This window comes from Pseudomonas sp. BIGb0381, from assembly GCF_024809815.1.
In the GTDB taxonomy this organism is placed as follows: domain Bacteria; phylum Pseudomonadota; class Gammaproteobacteria; order Pseudomonadales; family Pseudomonadaceae; genus Aquipseudomonas.
This window is the reverse complement of sequence record NZ_JANUEN010000007.1, coordinates 331,256-351,229: the sequence shown is the minus strand read 5'-3', so window position 1 is coordinate 351,229 and position 19,974 is coordinate 331,256. Positions and strand designations below refer to the sequence as shown.

At 59.4% G+C, this 19,974-nt stretch carries 18 protein-coding genes; 16 read left to right on the top strand and 2 right to left on the bottom strand.

Going from position 1 to position 19,974, the window contains the following annotated elements; genetic code table 11:
* Positions 1 to 367: 367 nt before the first annotated feature.
* Both M2397_RS20425 and M2397_RS20420 read right to left on the bottom strand, forming a co-directional pair.
* Complete coding sequence (locus M2397_RS20425; RefSeq protein WP_131699546.1) at positions 368 to 1,588, bottom strand: CaiB/BaiF CoA-transferase family protein; 1,221 nt, start codon at positions 1,586 to 1,588, stop codon at positions 368 to 370.
* A gap of 12 nt (positions 1,589 to 1,600) precedes the next feature.
* Complete coding sequence (locus M2397_RS20420) at positions 1,601 to 2,782, bottom strand: acyl-CoA dehydrogenase (protein ID WP_131699547.1); 1,182 nt, start codon at positions 2,780 to 2,782, stop codon at positions 1,601 to 1,603.
* Between the two features lie 158 nt (positions 2,783 to 2,940).
* On the opposite strand from M2397_RS20420, the gene M2397_RS20415 reads away from it, so the two are divergent.
* The 16 genes from M2397_RS20415 (at position 2,941) to M2397_RS20340 (ending at position 19,942) form a co-directional block, all read left to right on the top strand.
* The gene (locus tag M2397_RS20415) at positions 2,941 to 3,840 is read left to right on the top strand and encodes a LysR family transcriptional regulator (RefSeq protein ID WP_259244311.1); all 900 of its coding nucleotides are present in this window, start codon (positions 2,941 to 2,943) and stop codon (positions 3,838 to 3,840) included.
* Positions 3,841 to 4,292: 452 nt separating this feature from the next.
* Complete coding sequence (locus M2397_RS20410) at positions 4,293 to 5,414, top strand: Re/Si-specific NAD(P)(+) transhydrogenase subunit alpha (RefSeq protein WP_131699549.1); 1,122 nt, start codon at positions 4,293 to 4,295, stop codon at positions 5,412 to 5,414.
* A 15-nt stretch (positions 5,415 to 5,429) separates the two neighbouring features.
* A complete protein-coding gene (locus M2397_RS20405) occupies positions 5,430 to 5,750 on the top strand; it encodes an NAD(P) transhydrogenase subunit alpha (RefSeq protein WP_003220416.1) in 321 nt (106 codons plus the stop codon).
* Positions 5,750 to 7,186, top strand: coding sequence for an NAD(P)(+) transhydrogenase (Re/Si-specific) subunit beta (locus tag M2397_RS20400; RefSeq protein WP_145338332.1), 1,437 nt, complete (start codon positions 5,750 to 5,752; stop codon positions 7,184 to 7,186). The genes M2397_RS20405 and M2397_RS20400 overlap by 1 nt, the downstream gene beginning before the upstream one ends.
* A 179-nt stretch (positions 7,187 to 7,365) precedes the next feature.
* The gene (locus M2397_RS20395) at positions 7,366 to 8,859 is read left to right on the top strand and encodes an acetyl-CoA hydrolase/transferase family protein (RefSeq protein ID WP_167656810.1); all 1,494 of its coding nucleotides are present in this window, start codon (positions 7,366 to 7,368) and stop codon (positions 8,857 to 8,859) included.
* A gap of 318 nt (positions 8,860 to 9,177) precedes the next feature.
* The gene (locus M2397_RS20390) at positions 9,178 to 9,393 is read left to right on the top strand and encodes a DUF1127 domain-containing protein (RefSeq protein ID WP_003187413.1); all 216 of its coding nucleotides are present in this window, start codon (positions 9,178 to 9,180) and stop codon (positions 9,391 to 9,393) included.
* 259 nt (positions 9,394 to 9,652) lie between these two features.
* A complete protein-coding gene (locus M2397_RS20385) occupies positions 9,653 to 9,838 on the top strand; it encodes a DUF1127 domain-containing protein (RefSeq protein WP_259244310.1) in 186 nt (61 codons plus the stop codon).
* 135 nt (positions 9,839 to 9,973) lie between these two features.
* Positions 9,974 to 10,294: a DUF2388 domain-containing protein gene (locus M2397_RS20380; RefSeq protein WP_184745314.1), complete on the top strand. Its 321-nt coding sequence runs from the start codon at positions 9,974 to 9,976 to the stop codon at positions 10,292 to 10,294.
* Positions 10,295 to 10,397: 103 nt separating this feature from the next.
* Positions 10,398 to 10,706 carry a DUF2388 domain-containing protein gene (locus tag M2397_RS20375; protein ID WP_131699554.1) on the top strand — a complete coding sequence of 103 codons (309 nt, stop codon included), beginning with the start codon at positions 10,398 to 10,400 and terminating at the stop codon, positions 10,704 to 10,706.
* Between the two features lie 26 nt (positions 10,707 to 10,732).
* Positions 10,733 to 11,053 carry a DUF2388 domain-containing protein gene (locus M2397_RS20370; protein WP_131699555.1) on the top strand — a complete coding sequence of 107 codons (321 nt, stop codon included), beginning with the start codon at positions 10,733 to 10,735 and terminating at the stop codon, positions 11,051 to 11,053.
* Positions 11,050 to 13,011, top strand: coding sequence for a DUF4105 domain-containing protein (locus M2397_RS20365; protein WP_131699556.1), 1,962 nt, complete (start codon positions 11,050 to 11,052; stop codon positions 13,009 to 13,011). The genes M2397_RS20370 and M2397_RS20365 overlap by 4 nt, the downstream gene beginning before the upstream one ends.
* A 376-nt stretch (positions 13,012 to 13,387) precedes the next feature.
* The gene (locus tag M2397_RS20360; protein WP_053127258.1) at positions 13,388 to 14,695 is read left to right on the top strand and encodes a CitMHS family transporter; all 1,308 of its coding nucleotides are present in this window, start codon (positions 13,388 to 13,390) and stop codon (positions 14,693 to 14,695) included.
* Positions 14,696 to 14,759: 64 nt separating this feature from the next.
* Positions 14,760 to 15,527, top strand: a complete 768-nt coding sequence (locus M2397_RS20355; RefSeq protein ID WP_131699558.1) for a TerC family protein — start codon at positions 14,760 to 14,762, stop codon at positions 15,525 to 15,527.
* Positions 15,528 to 15,739: 212 nt separating this feature from the next.
* On the top strand, positions 15,740 to 17,398 hold the full coding sequence (locus M2397_RS20350) for a Na/Pi cotransporter family protein (RefSeq protein ID WP_145338335.1): 1,659 nt from the start codon (positions 15,740 to 15,742) through the stop codon (positions 17,396 to 17,398).
* A gap of 57 nt (positions 17,399 to 17,455) precedes the next feature.
* The gene (locus M2397_RS20345) at positions 17,456 to 18,838 is read left to right on the top strand and encodes a pitrilysin family protein (RefSeq protein ID WP_259244309.1); all 1,383 of its coding nucleotides are present in this window, start codon (positions 17,456 to 17,458) and stop codon (positions 18,836 to 18,838) included.
* Between the two features lie 72 nt (positions 18,839 to 18,910).
* A complete protein-coding gene (locus tag M2397_RS20340) occupies positions 18,911 to 19,942 on the top strand; it encodes a DUF5924 family protein (RefSeq protein ID WP_131699561.1) in 1,032 nt (343 codons plus the stop codon).
* The last annotated feature ends 32 nt before the right edge of the window (positions 19,943 to 19,974 follow it).

Here is a 19,974-nt window from a genome sequence, read left to right as displayed (position 1 = left end):
ATTTCTTCAACAACTTCAACCACTTGCGCTTCCGATCTCTCGTCAGCGGGAGGCGAATTCTACAGCGTTACACGCTGCTGTCAACACCTCTTTTTATCCGCTTTCGACCGAGAAGATCGAATCGTTAATAGCGCCAAACAACACGACTCTATCAACTCCTTCTGGGCTTCGATGAACTGAAGCAATTCGCCGTCTAATCCTGCATAACTCTTTGTTTACCAAGGAGTTTTACGTTTCGACTGCGCCGGAAGTGGGGCGAATTATAGACTTCCAGAATCTGCCGTCAACACTTAATTTGGTTTTCCTATCAACTTACCGAAATTGATTAAAAAACCACCAAAAACGCCCTCTATATATAGGAGCACCGCTAGATAACTCCCGCTTCTTTTAGAGCCTTCACACTCGCCGAGCCCAACCCCAACACATCCTGCAGCACCTGAGCCGTGTGCTGCCCCAACAAAGGAGGCGCAGTACGGTACTCCACAGGCGTCTTGGATAACCGCATCGGACTGGCCACCAGCGGCACCATTCCTGCCAACGCATGCGGCAACTGTATCGCCAGCCCCCGCGCCTTCACCTGAGGATCGGCAAACACCTGGGCCACGTCATTGATCGGCCCACAAGGCACACCAACCCGCCCCAGCTGTGACACCCACTCAGCCGTTGTCTTGAAGACTGTAGCCTGGCGTATCAATGGAATCAGCTCAGCGCGGTTGGCTACCCGCACCTTATTAGTAGAGAACCGCGGGTCATCCGCCCACTGCGGCTGTCCAGCCACTTCGGCGAACTTACGAAATTGCCCGTCATTACCCACCGTCAGGATGAAATCGCCATCTGCCGTAGGGAAATCCTGATAAGGCACGATATTCGGATGAGCATTACCCAGTCGCTTTGGCGCCACCCCCGTCGTCAGGTAGTTCATCGCCTGGTTCGCCAGGCAGGCCACCTGCACATCAAGCAACGCCATATCGATATGCTGCCCACCACCGTCATGATCCCGATGCGCCAGTGCAGCAAGGATCGCCACCGTCGAGTAGAGCCCAGTGAGAATGTCAGTCAACGCCACCCCCACCTTCACCGGCCCGGCCCCCTCATCACCTTCCGGCCGGCCGGTAAGACTCATCAGCCCACCCAACCCCTGGATCATGAAGTCATACCCCGCGCGAGCGGCATACGGGCCCGTCTGACCGAAGCCAGTGATCGAGCAGTAGATCAACTCCGGATTCACCTTCTTGAGCGACTCGTAGTCCAACCCATACGCCGCCAGGCCGCCCACCTTGAAGTTCTCGATCAAGATGTCGGACTTGGCCGCCAGATCTCGCACCAGTTGCTGTCCCTCCGGGCGCGTAAAGTCGATAGTCACCGACTCTTTGTTGCGATTAGCAGACAAGTAGTACGCCGCCTCACTCGTGTTCTCGCCATCAGCGTCCTTAAGGAAGGGGGGGCCCCAGGCGCGTGTGTCGTCACCGCTACCAGGTCGCTCGACCTTGATCACCTCAGCCCCAAGGTCCGCAAGGATCTGCCCGGACCAGGGGCCTGCCAACACTCGCGATAAATCCAATACCCGCAGATGCGAAAGCGCGCCCATGCCGTTCCCCTATTAATAGAACGCCTGAAGACCGGTTTGCGCGCGCCCCAGAATCAAGGCGTGCACGTCATGAGTACCCTCATAAGTGTTAACCACCTCCAGGTTCACCAAATGACGTGCCACCCCGAACTCATCGGAGATACCGTTGCCACCCAACATGTCCCGCGCCATACGCGCAATGTCCAAGGACTTGCCGCAGGAGTTGCGCTTCATGATCGATGTGATCTCAACCGCCGCCGTTCCCTCGTCTTTCATACGCCCCAGACGCAGGCAGCCCTGCAGCGCCAGCGTGATCTCGGTCTGCATATCGGCCAGCTTCTTCTGGATCAATTGAGTTGCTGCCAATGGACGGCCGAACTGATGGCGATCCAGGGTGTACTGGCGTGCGGTGTGCCAACAGAACTCGGCAGCACCCAAAGCCCCCCAGGAGATGCCATAGCGCGCCGAGTTAAGGCAGGTGAAAGGGCCCTTCAAGCCGCGCACATCCGGAAAAATGTTCTCTTCCGGCACAAACACGTTATCCATCACGATCTCCCCGGTGATGGAGGCGCGCAGGCCGACCTTGCCGTGAATCGCCGGCGCACTCAGGCCTTTCCAGCCTTTCTCCAGGACAAACCCACGAATATCGCCAGCGTCGTCCTTGGCCCACACCACAAACACGTCAGCAATCGGGCTATTGGTTATCCACATTTTTGCGCCCGTCAGGCTGTAGCCGCCATCCACTTTGCGTGCACGAGTGATCATCGCGCCGGGATCGGAACCGTGGTCAGGCTCGGTCAAACCAAAACAGCCAATCCATTCACCCGAGGCCAATTTCGGCAAGTACTTCTGCTTTTGCGCTTCGGTACCGAACTCATTGATAGGCACCATCACCAGTGACGACTGCACACTCATCATAGAGCGATAACCGGAGTCAACGCGCTCAACCTCACGTGCAATCAAGCCGTAGCTCACGTAGCTCAAACCACTGCCGCCGTACTGCTCAGGAATCATTGCCCCCAGCAAACCGGTCTCACCCATTTCGCGAAAAATCGCCGGGTCGGTCTTTTCATGACGAAAGGCTTCGAGCACACGCGGCGCCAGCTTGTCCTGGGCGAATTGCTCGGCGCTGTCGCGCACCATGCGCTCCTCTTCGGTGAGCTGTTGATCCAGCAGCAGCGGATCGATCCAGTTGAAGCTTGCCTTGCCAGCCATGAATAAGTCCTCGCAAAGAAAAATCAGAAGTCGTGGATGGAGCCTAGGCCCGCCAGGCGGGGAGAGCAAACGAGGTTTTTGCATAGGCTTGTGCTAATTTCTCACTTCGTAACACAAGAAAATGGCACATCAGCACTTTTTATGTGAGGACAAGGTACATGCGCAGAAAAATCCCCAGCACCACCGCTCTTGTCAGTTTTGAAGCGGCAGCCCGCCACGAGAGCTTTACCAAAGCGGCGCATGAGCTTTCCATCACCCAAGGCGCCATTTGCCGACAGATCGCCAGCCTGGAGGAATTTTTAAGTGTCGAGCTGTTTCGGCGCTCACGGCGCGGCGTAAAGCTGACGGAGGCGGGGCTTTCGTACAGCCGCCGCGTCGCCACCCAGCTGGACGCCGTGGAGCGCGACACCCTGTCCGTCATGGGGCAGCAGGGCGCAAATACCATTGAGCTGGCCGTAGTTCCCACTTTTGGTACGCAATGGTTGATCCCTCGCCTCAAGGACTTTCAACTACAGCATCCGGAGGTGACGGTAAACCTGACTAACCGCACACGCCCTTTTCTGTTTGCGGATACGGAATTCGACGCGGCAATTTACTTCGGCGACGCAGATTGGTCCGGGACCGAATCCCACAGGCTTATGGGAGAAAATCCTGTCCCCGTGTGCAGCCCGCGACTATTGGGCGAACTTGAGCGATTCACCCCCCAGAAGATTGCAGAACTGCCATTGCTGCAGCAGACCACCCGCCCTTACGCCTGGCGCCAATGGTTCAACGCCCAACAACTGAACGTGCCCCGCGACATGACAGGCCCACGTTACGAGCTATTCTCGATGTTGTCTCAAGCCGCCATGCACGAGATGGGTATTGCGCTGATCCCGCCGTTCCTTATCCAGCGAGAACTGGACGAACATCGACTGGTGATCGCAAGCCCAGAGGCGCTGCCCAGCTCAAAGGCTTATTACCTGATGATTCCTGACAGAAAAGTCGAATCAGCCTCACTGCACGCGTTCAGAGACTGGTTGATCGACCAATCGCAGCGCTACAGCCCCAGCATTTAAAGGACAAACCCCACATACTGACTTTGTAGTCAGCTAAATTTAAAACCTACAGATGTACGTATATGTCGCATTTAAACAGACTGTACCTGTCAACCTGAAAAAAGGCTTAAGACCATGATTTTCATGGCTTGTAGCGACTCCTATCGGTCAATTCCCGACTATTCACACCAACGATGGAAAAACACATACGAATCAGCTGTAGCCTTTTAAACACCTGTATTTAAAGAGGTTATTTCAAACTATTGCGACAATCAGTCACAGGGTGACTTGTAGTTAATTTTTCGTCACCCGTCATAATCCCTTGAAGGCCGTAAAGTTCGCCTGCAAAATGCCGCGCCCCGCTGTCATTTCAGCGGGATCGTGCTGATCGGCCGCCCCAGCTGCGCCACTCACGGTGCACTGGCCTTTTTACAAAAAGATCAAAAGCAAAAAGATCATGCAGGAGATTTGACGTGCACATTGGTGTTCCTCTCGAAACCCAGACCGGTGAAACGCGGGTGGCTGCCACCCCGGAAACCATCAAGAAGCTGATCGGCCAGGGCCATAAGGTCACTGTTCAAAGCGGCGCAGGCATCAATGCCAGCATCGTCGACAGTGCCTATGAGGCGGCAGGCGCGACCATTGGCAGCGCCGGCGATGCGTTAGGCGCCGAGCTGATTCTCAAGGTGGTCGCCCCGAGCGACAGCGAGCTGGCGCTGATCAAAAGCGGCACCGTGTTGGTGGGCATGCTCAATCCGTTCAGCAATGAAACCATTGCCAAGCTGGCCGAGCAGGGCATCACCGCCTTTGCGCTGGAAGCTGCGCCACGCACCTCGCGGGCCCAGAGCCTCGACGTGCTGTCTTCCCAGGCCAACATTGCCGGCTATAAAGCCGTGCTGCTCGCCGCCCACCATTATCCGCGCTTCATGCCGATGCTGATGACCGCCGCCGGCACGGTGAAGGCCGCACGTGTGCTGATCCTCGGCGCCGGCGTCGCCGGCTTGCAGGCAATCGCCACGGCGAAACGCTTGGGTGCAGTGATCGAAGCATCTGATGTACGTCCAGCCGTAAAAGAGCAAATTGAATCCCTTGGCGCCAAGTTCGTCGACGTGCCCTACGAAACCGACGAAGAACGTGAATGCGCCGTCGGCGTCGGCGGTTACGCGCGTCCGATGCCCACCAGCTGGATGCAGCGCCAGGCCCTGGCCGTGCACGAACGTGCGAAGCAGGCCGACATTGTCATCACCACCGCCCTGATCCCCGGCCGCAAGGCACCGACCTTGCTCAGCGCCGATACCGTCGCGCAGATGAAGCCCGGCTCGGTGGTCATCGACCTCGCGGCCGCTCAGGGTGGCAACTGCCCGCTGACCGTCGCCGACCAGGTGGTGGTGGAGAACGGCGTGATCATCTGCGGCCCGACCAACCTTGCCGGTGCAGTCGCCGCCGATGCCTCGGCCTTGTATGCGCGCAACCTGCTGGACTTCCTGAAGCTGGTCTTCAACAAGGAAGGGCAGTTTGAAATCAACCTCGAAGACGACATCGTCGCCGCGTGCCTCATGTGCCGCGACGGCCAAGTCATCCGCAAAAACGCCTAAGCAGGGATTCAGACGATGGAAGAGCTTATCTCCCCCGGTATCTACAACCTGATCATCTTTGTGCTGGCGATTTATGTCGGTTACCACGTGGTCTGGAACGTCACGCCCGCACTGCACACACCGTTGATGGCAGTGACCAACGCCATTTCGGCGATTGTGATTGTCGGCGCAATGCTCGCCGCAGCACTGACTGTTACTCCACTGGGTAAGACCATGGGTACCCTGGCCGTGGCCCTGGCGGCGGTCAACGTGTTCGGCGGCTTCCTGGTAACGCGCCGAATGCTTGAGATGTTCAAGAAGAAAGCCCCGAAAGCAAAAGAAGAGGCGCCGAAGTAATGAGCATGAATCTCGTGACGACGCTCTACCTGATCGCGTCGATCTGCTTTATCCAGGCCCTTAAAGGCCTGTCACACCCAACCACGTCGCGGCGCGGCAACCTGTTCGGCATGCTCGGCATGGCGCTGGCGGTACTCACTACGGTGGGCCTCATCTATAAGCTCGGCGCTGAACTGGCCACTGCCGGCATCGGCTATGTGATCGTAGGCCTGCTGGTTGGCGGCACCGCCGGTTCGGTCATGGCCAAGCGCGTAGAAATGACCAAGATGCCGGAGCTTGTGGCATTCATGCACAGCATGATCGGCCTGGCCGCGGTGTTTATCGCCATTGCCGCCGTGGTCGAGCCGCAGTCCCTGGGCATCGTCAAACACCTGGGCGACGCGATCCCGGCGGGCAACCGCCTGGAGCTGTTCCTCGGTGCGGCTATTGGTGCGATTACCTTCTCCGGTTCGGTGATCGCGTTCGGCAAGTTGTCGGGCAAGTACAAGTTCCGCCTGTTCCAAGGCGCACCGGTACAGTTCGGCGGCCAGCACAAGCTGAATCTGGTGCTCGGCCTGCTGACGCTGGGCCTGGGCCTGGCCTTCATGTTCACCGGCAACCTCAGCGCCTTCGCGCTGATGCTGGCCCTGGCGTTCGTGCTGGGCGTGCTGATCATCATCCCGATTGGCGGCGCCGATATGCCGGTCGTCGTTTCGATGCTCAACAGCTACTCCGGCTGGGCAGCGGCAGGGATCGGCTTCTCGCTGAACAACTCGATGCTGATCATCGCCGGCTCCCTGGTGGGCTCCAGCGGCGCGATCCTGTCGTACATCATGTGCAAGGCGATGAACCGTTCCTTCTTTAATGTACTGCTCGGCGGTTTCGGCAATGCGCCGGATGCCGGTGCTGCAGCGGGTTCTAAAGAAGCACGCCCAGTGAAGTCCGGTTCGGCCGACGACGCCACCTTCCTGCTGACCAACGCCGACACCGTGATCATCGTTCCAGGCTATGGCTTGGCAGTGGCACGGGCACAGCATGCGCTGAAGGAACTGACCGAAAAGCTGACCCACCGTGGCGTGACCGTGAAATACGCGATCCACCCAGTAGCCGGCCGTATGCCTGGGCATATGAACGTCCTACTCGCCGAGGCGGAAGTGCCTTACGACCAGGTGTTCGAGATGGAGGACATCAACTCCGAATTCGGCCAGGCCGACGTGGTACTGGTGCTGGGCGCGAACGACGTGGTCAACCCGGCCGCGAAGAACGACCCCAACTCGCCGATTGCCGGCATGCCGATCCTGGAAGCGTTCAAGGCCAAGACCATCATTGTCAACAAGCGCTCAATGGCCAGTGGTTATGCCGGGCTGGATAACGAACTGTTCTACCTGGACAAGACCATGATGGTCTTTGGTGACGCGAAGAAGGTCATTGAAGACATGGTCAAGGCCGTCGAGTAACACTGCTTCAGCGCAATACTCCAAACCCCGGCCTCCTGTAGGCTGGGGTTTTTTATTACCCCATGAAACCCGACCAAAGGCTCTAAATCGCTGCCCCGCATTCGACCATGGTAGCGGGCCGAAATTTTTTGAAATCACTACACTGCCCACCTTGCTTCCGTAGCCTGAGATAACAATTCATGTACCGTGATCGTATCCGCTTGCCTTCGTTGTTGAACAAGGTCATGAGCGCGGCAGACGCCGCCGCACTGATCGAGGACGGCATGACCGTCGGCATGAGCGGCTTCACCCGAGCCGGTGAAGCCAAGGCCGTCCCCCACGCCCTGGCCGAGCGCGCCAAGACGTCCCCGCTGAAAATCACCCTGATGACCGGTGCCAGCCTGGGTAACGACCTGGACAAGCAACTGACCGAAGCCGGCGTGCTGTCCCGACGCATGCCGTTCCAGGTCGATAGCACCTTGCGCAAGGCAATCAACGCCGGCGAAGTGATGTTTATCGATCAGCACCTGTCGGAAACCGTCGAGCAACTGCGCAACAACCAGCTCAAGCTGCCAGACATCGCGGTGATTGAAGCGGTCGCGATCACTGAACAAGGGCACATCGTGCCCACCACGTCCGTGGGCAACTCGGCCAGTTTCGCGATTTTCGCCAAGCAAGTGATCGTCGAGATCAACCTGGCGCACAACCCGAACCTGGAAGGGCTGCACGACATCTATATCCCGACGTACCGGCCAACCCGGACGCCGATCCCGCTGGTAAAGGTCGACGACCGTATCGGCAGCACTGCGATCCCGATCCCGCCGGAGAAGATCGTCGCCATCGTGATCACCAATCAGGCCGACTCAGCCTCCACCGTGACACCACCCGACATCGACACCCAGGGCATCGCCAACCACCTGATCAACTTCCTCAAGCAGGAAGTGGACGCCGGGCGCATGACCAACAAGCTCGGCCCGCTGCAGGCCGGGATCGGCAACATTGCCAACGCAGTGATGTGCGGCCTGATCGATTCGCCGTTCGAAGACCTGACCATGTATTCGGAAGTGTTGCAGGACTCGACGTTCGACCTGATCGACGCCGGCAAGCTGAGCTTCGCCTCGGGCAGCTCGATCACCTTGTCGGAGCGGCGCAATGCCGACGTGTTCGGCAACCTGGAGCACTACAAAGACAAGCTGGTGCTGCGCCCGCAGGAAATCTCCAATCACCCTGAAGTGGTGCGTCGCCTGGGCATTATCGGCATCAACACCGCGCTGGAATTCGACATCTACGGCAACGTCAACTCCACCCACATCTGCGGCACGCGGATGATGAACGGTATTGGCGGTTCCGGCGACTTCGCGCGCAACGCGCACCTGGCGATCTTCGTCACCAAGTCGATTGCCAAGGGCGGCGCGATTTCCAGCGTGGTGCCGATGGTCAGCCATGTGGACCACACTGAGCATGACGTCGACATCCTGGTCACCGAAGTAGGCCTCGCCGACTTGCGTGGCCTGGCGCCGCGGGAGCGAGCCCGGGTGATCATCGACAACTGTGTGCACCCGGCGTACCGCGATGCGCTGAACAATTATTTCACTGCTGCCTGCGCCATCGGCGGACACACCCCACACATCCTGCGCGAAGCACTGAGTTGGCACATTAACCTGGAAGAAACCGGGCATATGCTCAAGGCTTGATTGGTACAGATTCGAGCTGATGCAAACACAGTTTCGTCAGCTCGATTGCATAACCCTCGCTTCTTGAAAAAACTGTACTGCTGTACCGGTCATTTCCTACCGAAAATTCCCACACCAGCGTTGTAAAATGCCCATTTCGCACCATTTAAGTGCGGACAGGTACAGTTGCCCCATTTCCGTACAGTACAGCACCTTTAAACAGTTAACTGGCCCCTCACAATACAGGTGAACTGTATCTAGAGAGTCTTGCGCCGGAAGAGGATCATTGGCATCAGTTAAACCACTACCTAATCCCGCCACAAGCGGAAGGATGTCATCATGGAACGTACACTCAGTTCCGAACTGTTCTTCGAAGAAAAAGCTGTAAACACCCAGGCTTCCCTGCCTTTGCGCGTTCTCGCCAACCTGATGCTGTGGCAGCGCCGCATCTCCAGCCGCCATCAACTGGCTCGTCTGGATTCGCGTCTGCTGGCTGACGCCGGTATCAGCGAAGCTCAACGCTACGAAGAGCTGAGCAAGCCGTTCTGGCGCTAATTGGCGCCCGCTGGCCCTGACCCACCGGGTCCACTGCCAGCACTGATTTGTCAAAACAAAGCCCGCCCCGGGAAACCGGAGGCGGGCTTTGTTGTTTCCGAACCTGCCTTTTTCCAGGCCAAACAGAAGCCGTTAGTCCGGACAGGTACAGTTTAAAAAATATAACAGTTAAGCAGTACAATTAAGCATTGGTGTATCTGTAACGGTCAAAGCAACTCGCCCACCATGGTGTTCCAGGACCTCACGAAAGGCGCTCACCATGGACACCCAACCCTCTCTCTATAAACGGCTGTTACACAGGACCGTTTCCACGCTGGCCAAATGGGTACGCCACGCCTACGAACGACGCCAACTGGCGCAGCTTGATCTTCGAGAACTCTCCGATGTCGGCATCAGCCCGGGAGACCGAATGGCCGAGCTGTCAAAGCCGTTCTGGCGAGACTAGGCAGTCAATAAGCTTTCCGAACGGATAAACAGCGGCTTAATATCCAGCCACAACGTGGCGAACCGTTAGAACAGGCGTCTGATCCCCAATGGCTGCCCTGCGCCACCTTATTCGTTCACCTACAGGAGTCACCCCATGCCCCTTATTCGCCTGCTGAGTGCTGCAGCCCTGTTGGCCCTGGCCACCAACGCCAGCGCGACCAGCTTCATCGTGACCACCGACTCCATCGTCGGCGCATTGAAGGCTACTTCCGACGCCACCTCCGATGCCACTTCGTCCCTGCGGGATAACAAAGTCGTGCGCGCCGCCCGTGACGACGCAGCCAGCTTCGTCGCCAGCGAAGGTGCCATTCGTGGTGTGAAGCTGGAAAGCGCCTTGGCCCAGATCCGCCAACAAGCACCGCAACTGAACACCGCGACTGACGCACAACTGGCCCAAGCCATCCTGGCTATTTGAGGGAGCTGACAAAGGGAGCGCCCGTCGCTCCCTGATGCCGCCGCACTGGCTCTCTCCCGGGCATTACGCTAGCCTTGGCGCTCGCTTTCAGTTGTCGAGTCCCATGGCTTTTTCATACCGTCTGCTAATAGTCCCTGTGTTGTTGTGTGCCAGTTGGTCGCCATTGGCTTCGGCCTTTGACCTGACCATCCAAGGTACCGTCGCGAGTGCGTATGCCACCAGCAAGGTGACTTCCGCGCCTTTCGACCGGAAAGTGGTCGTGGCTGCCCAGGATGATGCCGCTGCATTTATCGCCACTGACGGCCAATGGCGGGGTGCACGGCTGGAGTCCGCGCTGGATTATCTGCGCCGCACCCAACCAAAACTTAACGCCAGCGACCTTGAACTGGCGCAAGCAATTCTCGTCCAATAATCATCTTTGTATTTCGGAGTCATTCCATGCGTAGCCCGCTGATCGCCGCCACCCTTGGCCTGCTGTTGTTGGCCGACGTTGCCCAGGCACAAACCCTGGTGGCCACCAGTAACATCATTGTTCGCGCCTCTGGCCGCACCATTGATTTCACCTCGGACACCACCACCTCCATCCGCGACTCCAAAGTCGTGCGCGAAGCCCACGATGACGCGGCCAGTTTCGTCGCCACCAACGGCGAGATTCGTGGCGCACAGTTGGAAGCGGCCTTCGACACCCTGCGCACCCGCCTGCCGGAAGCGCGCGACGCCAGTGACCAGACCCTCGCCGAAGCTATTCTCGCTCTGTGAGGCGCCTTGTCGCCTGGCTCCTGGCCGGGACTGTGCTGCTGTGTGCCAGCGCAGCCCAGGCCAGCCTGCAACTGCGGCTCAAGCCAGAAGGCTTGAGCCCGGCCGAACAGCAGGCCAGCCAGGCATTGCTTGATGAGGCGATGCGCGCATTGCCGCCACGCTTTATCGAGCAGTTGGACCGGCGCATCGATGTCGGCTGGACCGACAAGATGCCCCAAAACGCTTACGGCCAGGCCTCCCTGGTGTCCGAACTGGACCTCAACCGCAACCTCCTGGCCAGCCTGACCGACGGCAGCGCCGCCACCCAGAAAACCAATCGTCCCCACGGCACCGTGCGCCGGGAAATGCTCGCCACTGTGCTGCATGAATTGACCCACATCTATGACCGCGCACGCCTGTGGTCCAAAGACGAACGCGCGCTGATACAGCGTTGCAGCCGCCAGAACAACATCACCGGCCTGATCGGCCTGCCCGATCAATGCCGTGGCCAGAATGACCGGCGCTTCACCCTCAGCGATGACCCGCGCCTGCTGGACCTGGCGGGCTGGCCGCAATATGTCGGCCGTCGCGGTGAACGCGAACAACATAACCGTCAGGTCGCGCGCAGCCCGGACATCTACGAAACCACCAGCCCGCTGGAGTTCGTAGCGGTCAATATGGAGTACTTCCTCCTCGACCCAAGCTATGCCTGCCGACGCCCCGCGCTGTTCCGCTATTACAAGGAACACTTCGGCTGGGCCCCACCGGAACAAGACACCTGCGCCAAGACCTACGCGTTCCTCAACGCCGGCAATGATTTCGCCAAGACACCGTTGGGCCACGTCGACCCGGAGCGGGTCTACGAAATCGACTACCTGCTGGCCGAAGCCAACCAGAACCTGGTCAGCCGCTGGGGCCACAGCATGTTGCGCCTGGTGATCTGCGCGCCGGGCCGCCCCCGTGGGCCGGACTGCCGGCTCGATTTGGACCAGCACCTGGTGCTGTCCTATCGGGCGTTCGTCGGTGACGTGCAGTTGTCCAGCTGGGATGGCCTGGTGGGCAAGTACCCGTCACGGCTGTTCGTGTTGCCATTGGCTCAGGTGATCGACGAATACACCAAGACCGAACTGCGCGGCCTGGCGTCCGTGCCCCTGAAACTGTCACGCCAAGAGATCAACGACACCGTCGAGCACGCTGCTGAAATGCACTGGAGCTATGACGGCAACTATTACTTCCTTTCCAACAACTGCGCGGTCGAAAGCCTGAAGCTTCTGCGCAGCGGCAGCGCCAACCCGCAGCTGACCGGCCTGGACAACATCACGCCTAATGGCCTGCTGGAAGTGCTGCAAGCCCGTGGCCTGGCGGATACCAGCGTACTCAACGACAAACGCGAGGCCATGCGTCTGGGGTATCACTTCGACTCCTTCCGCGAACGCTACCAGGCCATGTTCGACGTTCTGCGCAAACACCTGCCGATCAAGCAGACCCAGGTTGAAGACTGGCTGTCCCTCAGCGCCGAAGAGCGCCGCCAGTGGTTCGACCAGGCAGACCTGCGCACCAGCGCCGCACTGCTGCTGCTGGAACAGGCGAGCTTTCGCAAACAGCTGATGCTGGCCCAAGACGAAGTCAAGCAACGCTACCTCGGCGCCCGTGAACTGAAGAACGGCGGCATGGAAAAAGCCAACGCCACACTGCAGCAGATCCTCGCCAACAGTGGCTTCCTCAGCCGCCCGGCGGAACTGCTCGGCAGCGGTGGCTATGGCCTGCCGCAACCGTCGGAAGCAAAGCGCCTGGAGTCGGAAAGCGCCGAGCGCCAGAAGCAGTTGCAATCACTCACCGGTGAGCTGGATAAAGAGGTGAGGGCGCTGCTGGACCCGTCCCGCGCCGCCGAGATTGCCGCGTGTGAAGCCAACCTCAAGCAGGTGGGTGAACACCTGCGCAAACTGCACAAAGCAGCGGGCGGCCTCGAGCTGCCCTGAAGTACCTGAGATAAACACATTCCAATGTGGGAGGGGGCTTGCCCCGGATTACGGTGTCTCCGCAGCAAATAAGCTGACTGACACGCCGCTATCGGGAGCAAGCCCCACCACATTTGAAATGTGTACGTCTGAAGACCGTGCATCTTCCCACCACCAACTGTTTTGCCAACGAAAGCTGGCTGAAAGCTTACGCGTCTAGGATCGCCCCCAACTGCCGGCAACAGACCGGCTGTACACAACAACAATGGTGATCCCCGATGTCCGTCCGTACCCGCCTGTTCGCCCCAACTCCACACGTAAGCCTCGTGCCCTTCGTTCTGCGCTGACCCCACCCCGGTTCGCCATTCCCTAGCCGCGCTACGCCTGGAGTATTCCTATGCTGACTTTCCTTGGCTTTGCCATGGTCATCACGTTCATGTTCCTGATCATGACCAAGCGCCTGTCCGCGCTGATCGCCCTGATCATCGTGCCTATCCTGTTCGCGCTGTTCGGCGGTTTCGCACCGAAGATCGGCCCGATGATGCTCGAAGGCATCACCAAGCTCGCGCCGACCGGCGTGATGCTGATGTTCGCCATCCTCTACTTTGCCCTGATGATCGACTCCGGCCTGTTCGACCCGGCCGTGCGCAAGATCCTCAAGATGGTCAAGGGCGACCCGCTGAAGGTATCGGTCGGCACCGCCGTGCTGGCCCTGGTGGTGTCCCTCGACGGTGACGGCGCCACCACTTACATGATCTGCGTGGCCGCCATGCTGCCGCTGTACCAGCGCATCGGCATGAGCCCGCGGATCATGGCCGGCCTGATCATCCTCGCCGGTGGCGTGATGAACATGACGCCTTGGGGTGGCCCGACCGCCCGTGCCGCCAGTGCGCTGCACGTGGACCCCTCGGATATTTTCGTACCGATGATCCCGGCAATGGCCGCCGGTGTAGTCGCGATCCTGGTGATTGCCTACATGTACGGCAAGCGCGAACGTGCGCGCCTGGGTGAACTGCACCTGCAAGTCGACGAGATCGACCACAGCGAGATCAGCGTGTCGCAATACCCGGATGCCCGCCGTCCGAAGCTGATCTGGTTCAACGGCGCCCTGACCCTGGCTCTGATGTGCACCCTGATCGCCGGCCTGTTGCCGCTGCCGGTGCTGTTCATGGTGGCGTTCAGTATCGCGATGATCGTCAACTACCCGTGCCTGCAACAGCAGAAAGACCGCGTCGCCGCCCACGCCGGCAGCGTATTGGCCGTGGTGGGACTGATCTTCGCCGCTGGGATCTTCACCGGCATCCTGTCGGGCACCGGCATGGTCGATGCCATGTCCAAGAGCCTGCTGGCCGTGATTCCGGAAGCCATGGGCCCTTACCTGGCGGTGATCACCGCGCTGGTGAGCATGCCGTTCACTTTCTTCATGTCCAACGATGCGTTCTACTACGGCGTACTGCCGGTACTGGCTGAAGCCGCCAGCCACTACGGCATCACCGCCGTGGAAATGGCCCGCGCTTCCATCGTTGGCCAGCCCGTGCACTTGCTCAGCCCCCTGGTACCGTCGACCTACCTGCTGGTGGCCTTGGCCGGTATCGAATTTGGCGATCACCAGCGCTTCACCCTGAAGTGGGCAGTACTGGTATGCCTGTGCATAATGTTCGCCGCATTGCTGATGGGGATTTTTCCGCTGTTCAGCACTCTATAATCGTACAACCCACTGCGCCGGCCCCACTGCTGGCGCGGTTTAACACTTGCTCAAAGGAATACACATGGAATGGCTGACCAATCCGGAAATCTGGATTGCCTTCTTCACCCTGACGGCCCTCGAGATCGTCCTGGGCATCGATAACATCATCATGATTTCGATCCTGGTCAGCCGCATGCCCAAGCATATGCAGGCACGCACCCGGATCTTCGGCCTGGCCCTGGCCATGGTCACGCGTATTCTGCTGCTGTTGTCGATCACCTGGGTCATGCGCTTGACCGACGACCTGTTCGTGGTCTTCGGCGAGGGTATTTCGGGTCGCGACCTGATCCTGTTCTTCGGTGGCCTGTTCCTGCTGTGGAAAAGCTCCCAGGAGATGTACCACGCCCTGGAAGGTGAAGACGAAACCCACGACGAACCCAAGGGCGCCGGTGGCAAGTTCATCTACACCATCATCCAGATCGCGATCATCGACATCGTGTTCTCCCTGGACTCGGTGATCACCGCCGTGGGCATGGTCTCCCATGTACCCGTCATGGTTGCCGCGATCATCGTTGCGGTATTGGTGATGATGCTGGCTGCCGGCACCATCAGCGACTTCATCGACAAGCACCCGTCGCTGAAGATGCTGGCGCTGTCATTTCTGCTGGTGGTGGGTACCGTGCTGATCGCCGAATCCTTCGACGTGCACGTGCCAAAAGGCTACGTCTACTTCGCTATGGCGTTCTCGCTGGCGGTGGAAGCGGTCAATATCAAGATGCGTACCGCGATCGCGAAAAAGAAGAAACAGCAGGATCCTGTGAAACTGCGCAAGGACATTCCGGGTCAATAAACCCGAGCCAGACAAAAAAGGGGCTTTTATAAGCCCCTTTTTTTCATCCATAAAAAGCTGATTTCATGACAGTTTTGTTTCAATCCCAACTTTAGCTATGCGATGCTGGCGCCGAGCCCATTCGCCAACTACAGCTTAACTACAAGACGTAGAACGGCACGCGGCAATTCTCATTTGCGCCAAATGGCGCACACCCACACGGGGGGCCGAGCATGCTGACCTTGCTCAATCTGCTTTCCGCCGTGACCCTGCTTATCTGGGGCACGCACATCGTCCGTACCGGCATCTTGCGAGTCTACGGCTCCAACCTGCGTCAAGTCATCGGGCAGAACATGTCCAAGCGCTGGCTGGCATTTGTCGCCGGTATCCTGGTGACCGCCATGGTGCAGAGCAGCAACGCCACGGCGATGCTGGTGACGTCCTTTGTCGGCCAAGGCCTGATGGGGTTGGTGCCCGCCCTGGCGACCATGCTCGGGGCCGACGTCGGTACCGCACTGATGGCACGGGTGCTGACGTTCGACCTGTCCTGGCTGTCGCCGTTGCTGATCTTTCTCGGGGTGATTTTCTTCCTGTCGCGCAAACAGACGCGGGCAGGGCAGTTGGGTCGGGTCGGAATAGGCCTCGGGCTGATCATCCTCGCGCTGCAATTGATCGTCGAAGCCGCCGGGCCGATTACCCATGCCCAGGGTGTGAAGGTGCTGTTCGCCTCACTGACCGGCGATATTTTGCTCGATGCACTGATCGGCGCGTTGTTCGCGATGATTTCCTACTCCAGCCTCGCCGCCGTCCTACTGACCGCCACTCTGGCCGGCGCCGGGGTGATCGGCTTGCACGTGGCCATCGGTCTGGTGATCGGGGCGAACATCGGCAGCGGCGTGCTGGCCTTCCTCAGCACCAGCATGCAGAACGCTGCCGGTCGCCAGGTCGCGTTGGGCAGCTTGCTGTACAAACTGATCGGCCTGCTGCTGATTATCCCGGTGCTCGACCCGCTGGTGCTGTGGATGGACGGCCTGGACTACAGCGCACAAGGCATGGTCATCACCTTCCACCTGCTCTACAACGTCAGCCGCTGCCTGATCCTGCTGCCCACCATCGGTCCGATGGCCAAGCTGTGCGCCGGGTTGCTGCCGGAGCGGGACGAGGTCAACGGCAAGGCCAAACCGCGCCACCTGGACCCCACAGCCCTGGCCACGCCGAGCCTGGCGCTGGCCAATGCCGCGCGCGAAACCCTGCGCCTGGGCGACCTGATCGACAACATGCTCACCGCCATGCAGGAAGTACTGCGCGGCAAACAGACTGCCATTACCCAGGAAATACGCAGCCTCAGCGATGACGTTGAGGCACTCTACAGCGCGATCAAGCTCTACCTGGCGCAGATGCCCCGCGAAGACCTCAGCGAGCAAGACAGTCGGCGCTGGGCGGAAATCATCGAGCTGTCGATCAACCTGAAACTGGCCGGTGACCTGATCGAACGCATGCTGCGTAAAGTCCAGCAGCAGAAAACCTCGCAGCGTCGCCAATTCTCCGAAGTGGGCCTGGAAGAACTCACCGGCCTGCACAGCCAGTTGATCGCCAACCTGCGCCTGGGGCTGTCGGTATTCCTCAGTGCCGACCCGGAAAGCGCCCGCCAACTGCTGCGTGAAAAGCGCCGCTTCCGCGCCCAGGAGCGCCGCCTGGCCCACGCTCACGTCAGCCGCCTGCAACGCAAGATCGTGCAGAGCCTGGAGACCAGCTCCCTGCACTTGGAGCTGATTGCCGACATGAAGCGCTTGAACTCGTTGTTTTGCAGCAGTGCTTATGTAGTCTTGGAAACGTCCGACACCGGCGCACTCTCCGCCGAAGATATTGCCGACATCACACATTCGCCCTGAACGTACGATGGCCCGTGAAGTCAGTTAAAGCTGACCTCACTCGCCAGGAAGCTTGTTATGCGTCGCCTGTTGTTCGCTTGCCTGCTCATGGGTTCTGCCCACGTCTTCGCCTTTGACCGCCTGCAGGTCGAGGGTTACACCTTGCCCAACGGCCTGCAATTGTTGCTTAAACCGGGCACCGAGCGTGGCCATGTGGCGATTCGCCTGGTGGTCGGCGTGGGCCTGGACGATTTCAGCTGCGAAGACAAGGAACTGCCGCACCTGCTCGAACACTTGCTGTTCAGCGGCATCGACGGTGGCGGCGAAGGCGAGCTGGAAGACCGCATGCAAGCCCTGGGCGGTGAGTGGAACGCCTACACCAGCAACGCCGACACCACTTTTGTGATCGAGGCGCCAGCACAAAACCAGCGCAAGGTGCTGGACCTGCTGCTGGCGATCATCACCCGCACCGAGTTGACCGACGCCAATATCAACGCGGCCAAGCAGGTGGTCGAGCGCGAAGACGGCGGTCATTACTCCCACCTGCAACGCCTGCTTGACCGCCAGGACCTGGGCCACACCGCCAGCAATCAGTTGGCGGTTGAGCTGGGGCTCAAATGCGCCGAACGCGCCCAGGTCGATCACCTGACCCGCGATCAACTGCAGACGCTGCGCAAAAATTGGTACGCCCCCAACAACATGACCTTGATCATCGTCGGTGACCTCGACAAACTGCTGCCCGCCTATCTGGAACGCACCTACGGCCGACTGGACCCGGTCGAACCCAGCGAGCACCCGGCGCTGCCGCAAATCCAGCACGCCGCCGCCAGCCACCGCGACCTGATCCACGGCTGGGTGGGTGACAGTGCCAAACTGCACTGGCTGTTCCCCGAGCCGGTGCTGGACGACCAGCATGATGAAACCTACGACCTGCTCAAGGATTACCTGGACTGGGCGCTGTACCGCCAACTGCGCCTCAAGCATGGGTTGTCCTACGGCCCCTGGAGCGAGCGCGAAGTGCTCGGTGGCGTTGGCTTCCTCAGCCTGAATGCCGACCTCGAGCGGGACAACCTCCCCGAGGCCGAGCAGGTGCTGCTGGATCTCAAGACTCAACTGCTCAAGGATGGCCTTGACCCGACGGTATTCGCGCGCCTCAAACAGGCCGCCATCGCCCGCCAGGCCTGGGCCGTGCAGGGCAACAGCGCGCTGGCCGACTATTATTGGAGCGCCTCGGGCGATTATGACAACGGCCACTTCAGCGACCCGGTCAAACGCATCAAGGCCGTGAACCTGGAGCAGACCAGCCAGGCCATGCGCGAGTTGCTCAAGCAACCAGGTTACTGGCGCATCGAAAAGCCGCTGCTGAGTTACGACATGCTCAACTGGATCGGCGCCGGCGTCCTCGTGCTGATTGCCATTGTGTTGATCGGCGTGCGCCGTTATCGCAAACGGATCACGTAATGAGGCACCGAACCCTGGCCTAAGACGTTATTCTGTCTGGGATTTTTTCCTACAAAGAATGCGAACCGCCGAATGCAAAACCTGACCCGCTTAATCACCCGCATCCTCGAACTGATGAAGCGCTACCCAGGGGTGATTGCACTCGGCGGTTTTGTCTCGGGTGTGTGCAGCTTCATCCTGGTGGATCGCCAGCAGGGCATGGCCAGTTGGATCGCGGTGATCATGCTGGTGAGCTGGCTGTGGCTGATGTTGGAAAACAGCTTTACCCAGCTGTTCACCAAGGTCTTCAAGCGCGAAATCCCCGAACCCCTACTGCGCTACGCGACCCAGATGATCCATCAGGAGAGTCTGTTTTTCGTATTGCCGTTCTTTTTCGTCACCACGGCCTGGAACAGCGGCCAATCCGTGTTCACCGGCCTGCTCGGCGCGGCCGCCTTGGTGTCGATCGTCGACCCGCTGTACTACAAGTGGCTGGCGCCCAAGCGCTCGTTGTTCCTCGCGCTGCACACCCTGACCTTGTTCGCCGCACTGCTTACTGCGCTGCCGATCATTTTGCACCTGACCACCGCCGAAAGTTACAAACTCGCCCTCGGCGTGGCCATGGCCTTGTCGATTCCAAGCCTGGCGGTCAGCCTGCCGCTGCGCAGCCTCAAAGGCTGGGCGATGTTGCTCGGAGTGACGGCCGCCATTGGCTGTGCGGGTTGGTTCCTGCGCAGTTGGGTGCCGCCGGCCACGTTGTGGATGACCGAAGTGGCGATCAGTACCCAATTGCAGGACCGCACGCCCGGCGACGACCTCAAGGAAGTCAACGCCAGCCAACTGCGCGGCACCGGGCTCTACGCCTACACCGCGATCAACGCGCCGCGCGGCCTGGATGAGCGCATCTACCACGTGTGGAAATTCAACGGCAAAGAGGTCGACCGCATCGCCCTGGACATCCACGGCGGACGCAAGGAGGGCTACCGCGCCTGGACCCACAAGCAGAACTTCCCGCCCGAAGCGGTAGGGCGCTGGCAAGTCCAGGTGTTGACGGAGGACGGTCAGGTGATCGGCGTGCTGCGTTTTAAAGTGACGGACACAGCACAAACCGACAACCCAAAGTAGGCAGGATCGTGCTATTACGTAGGAATTGTGGA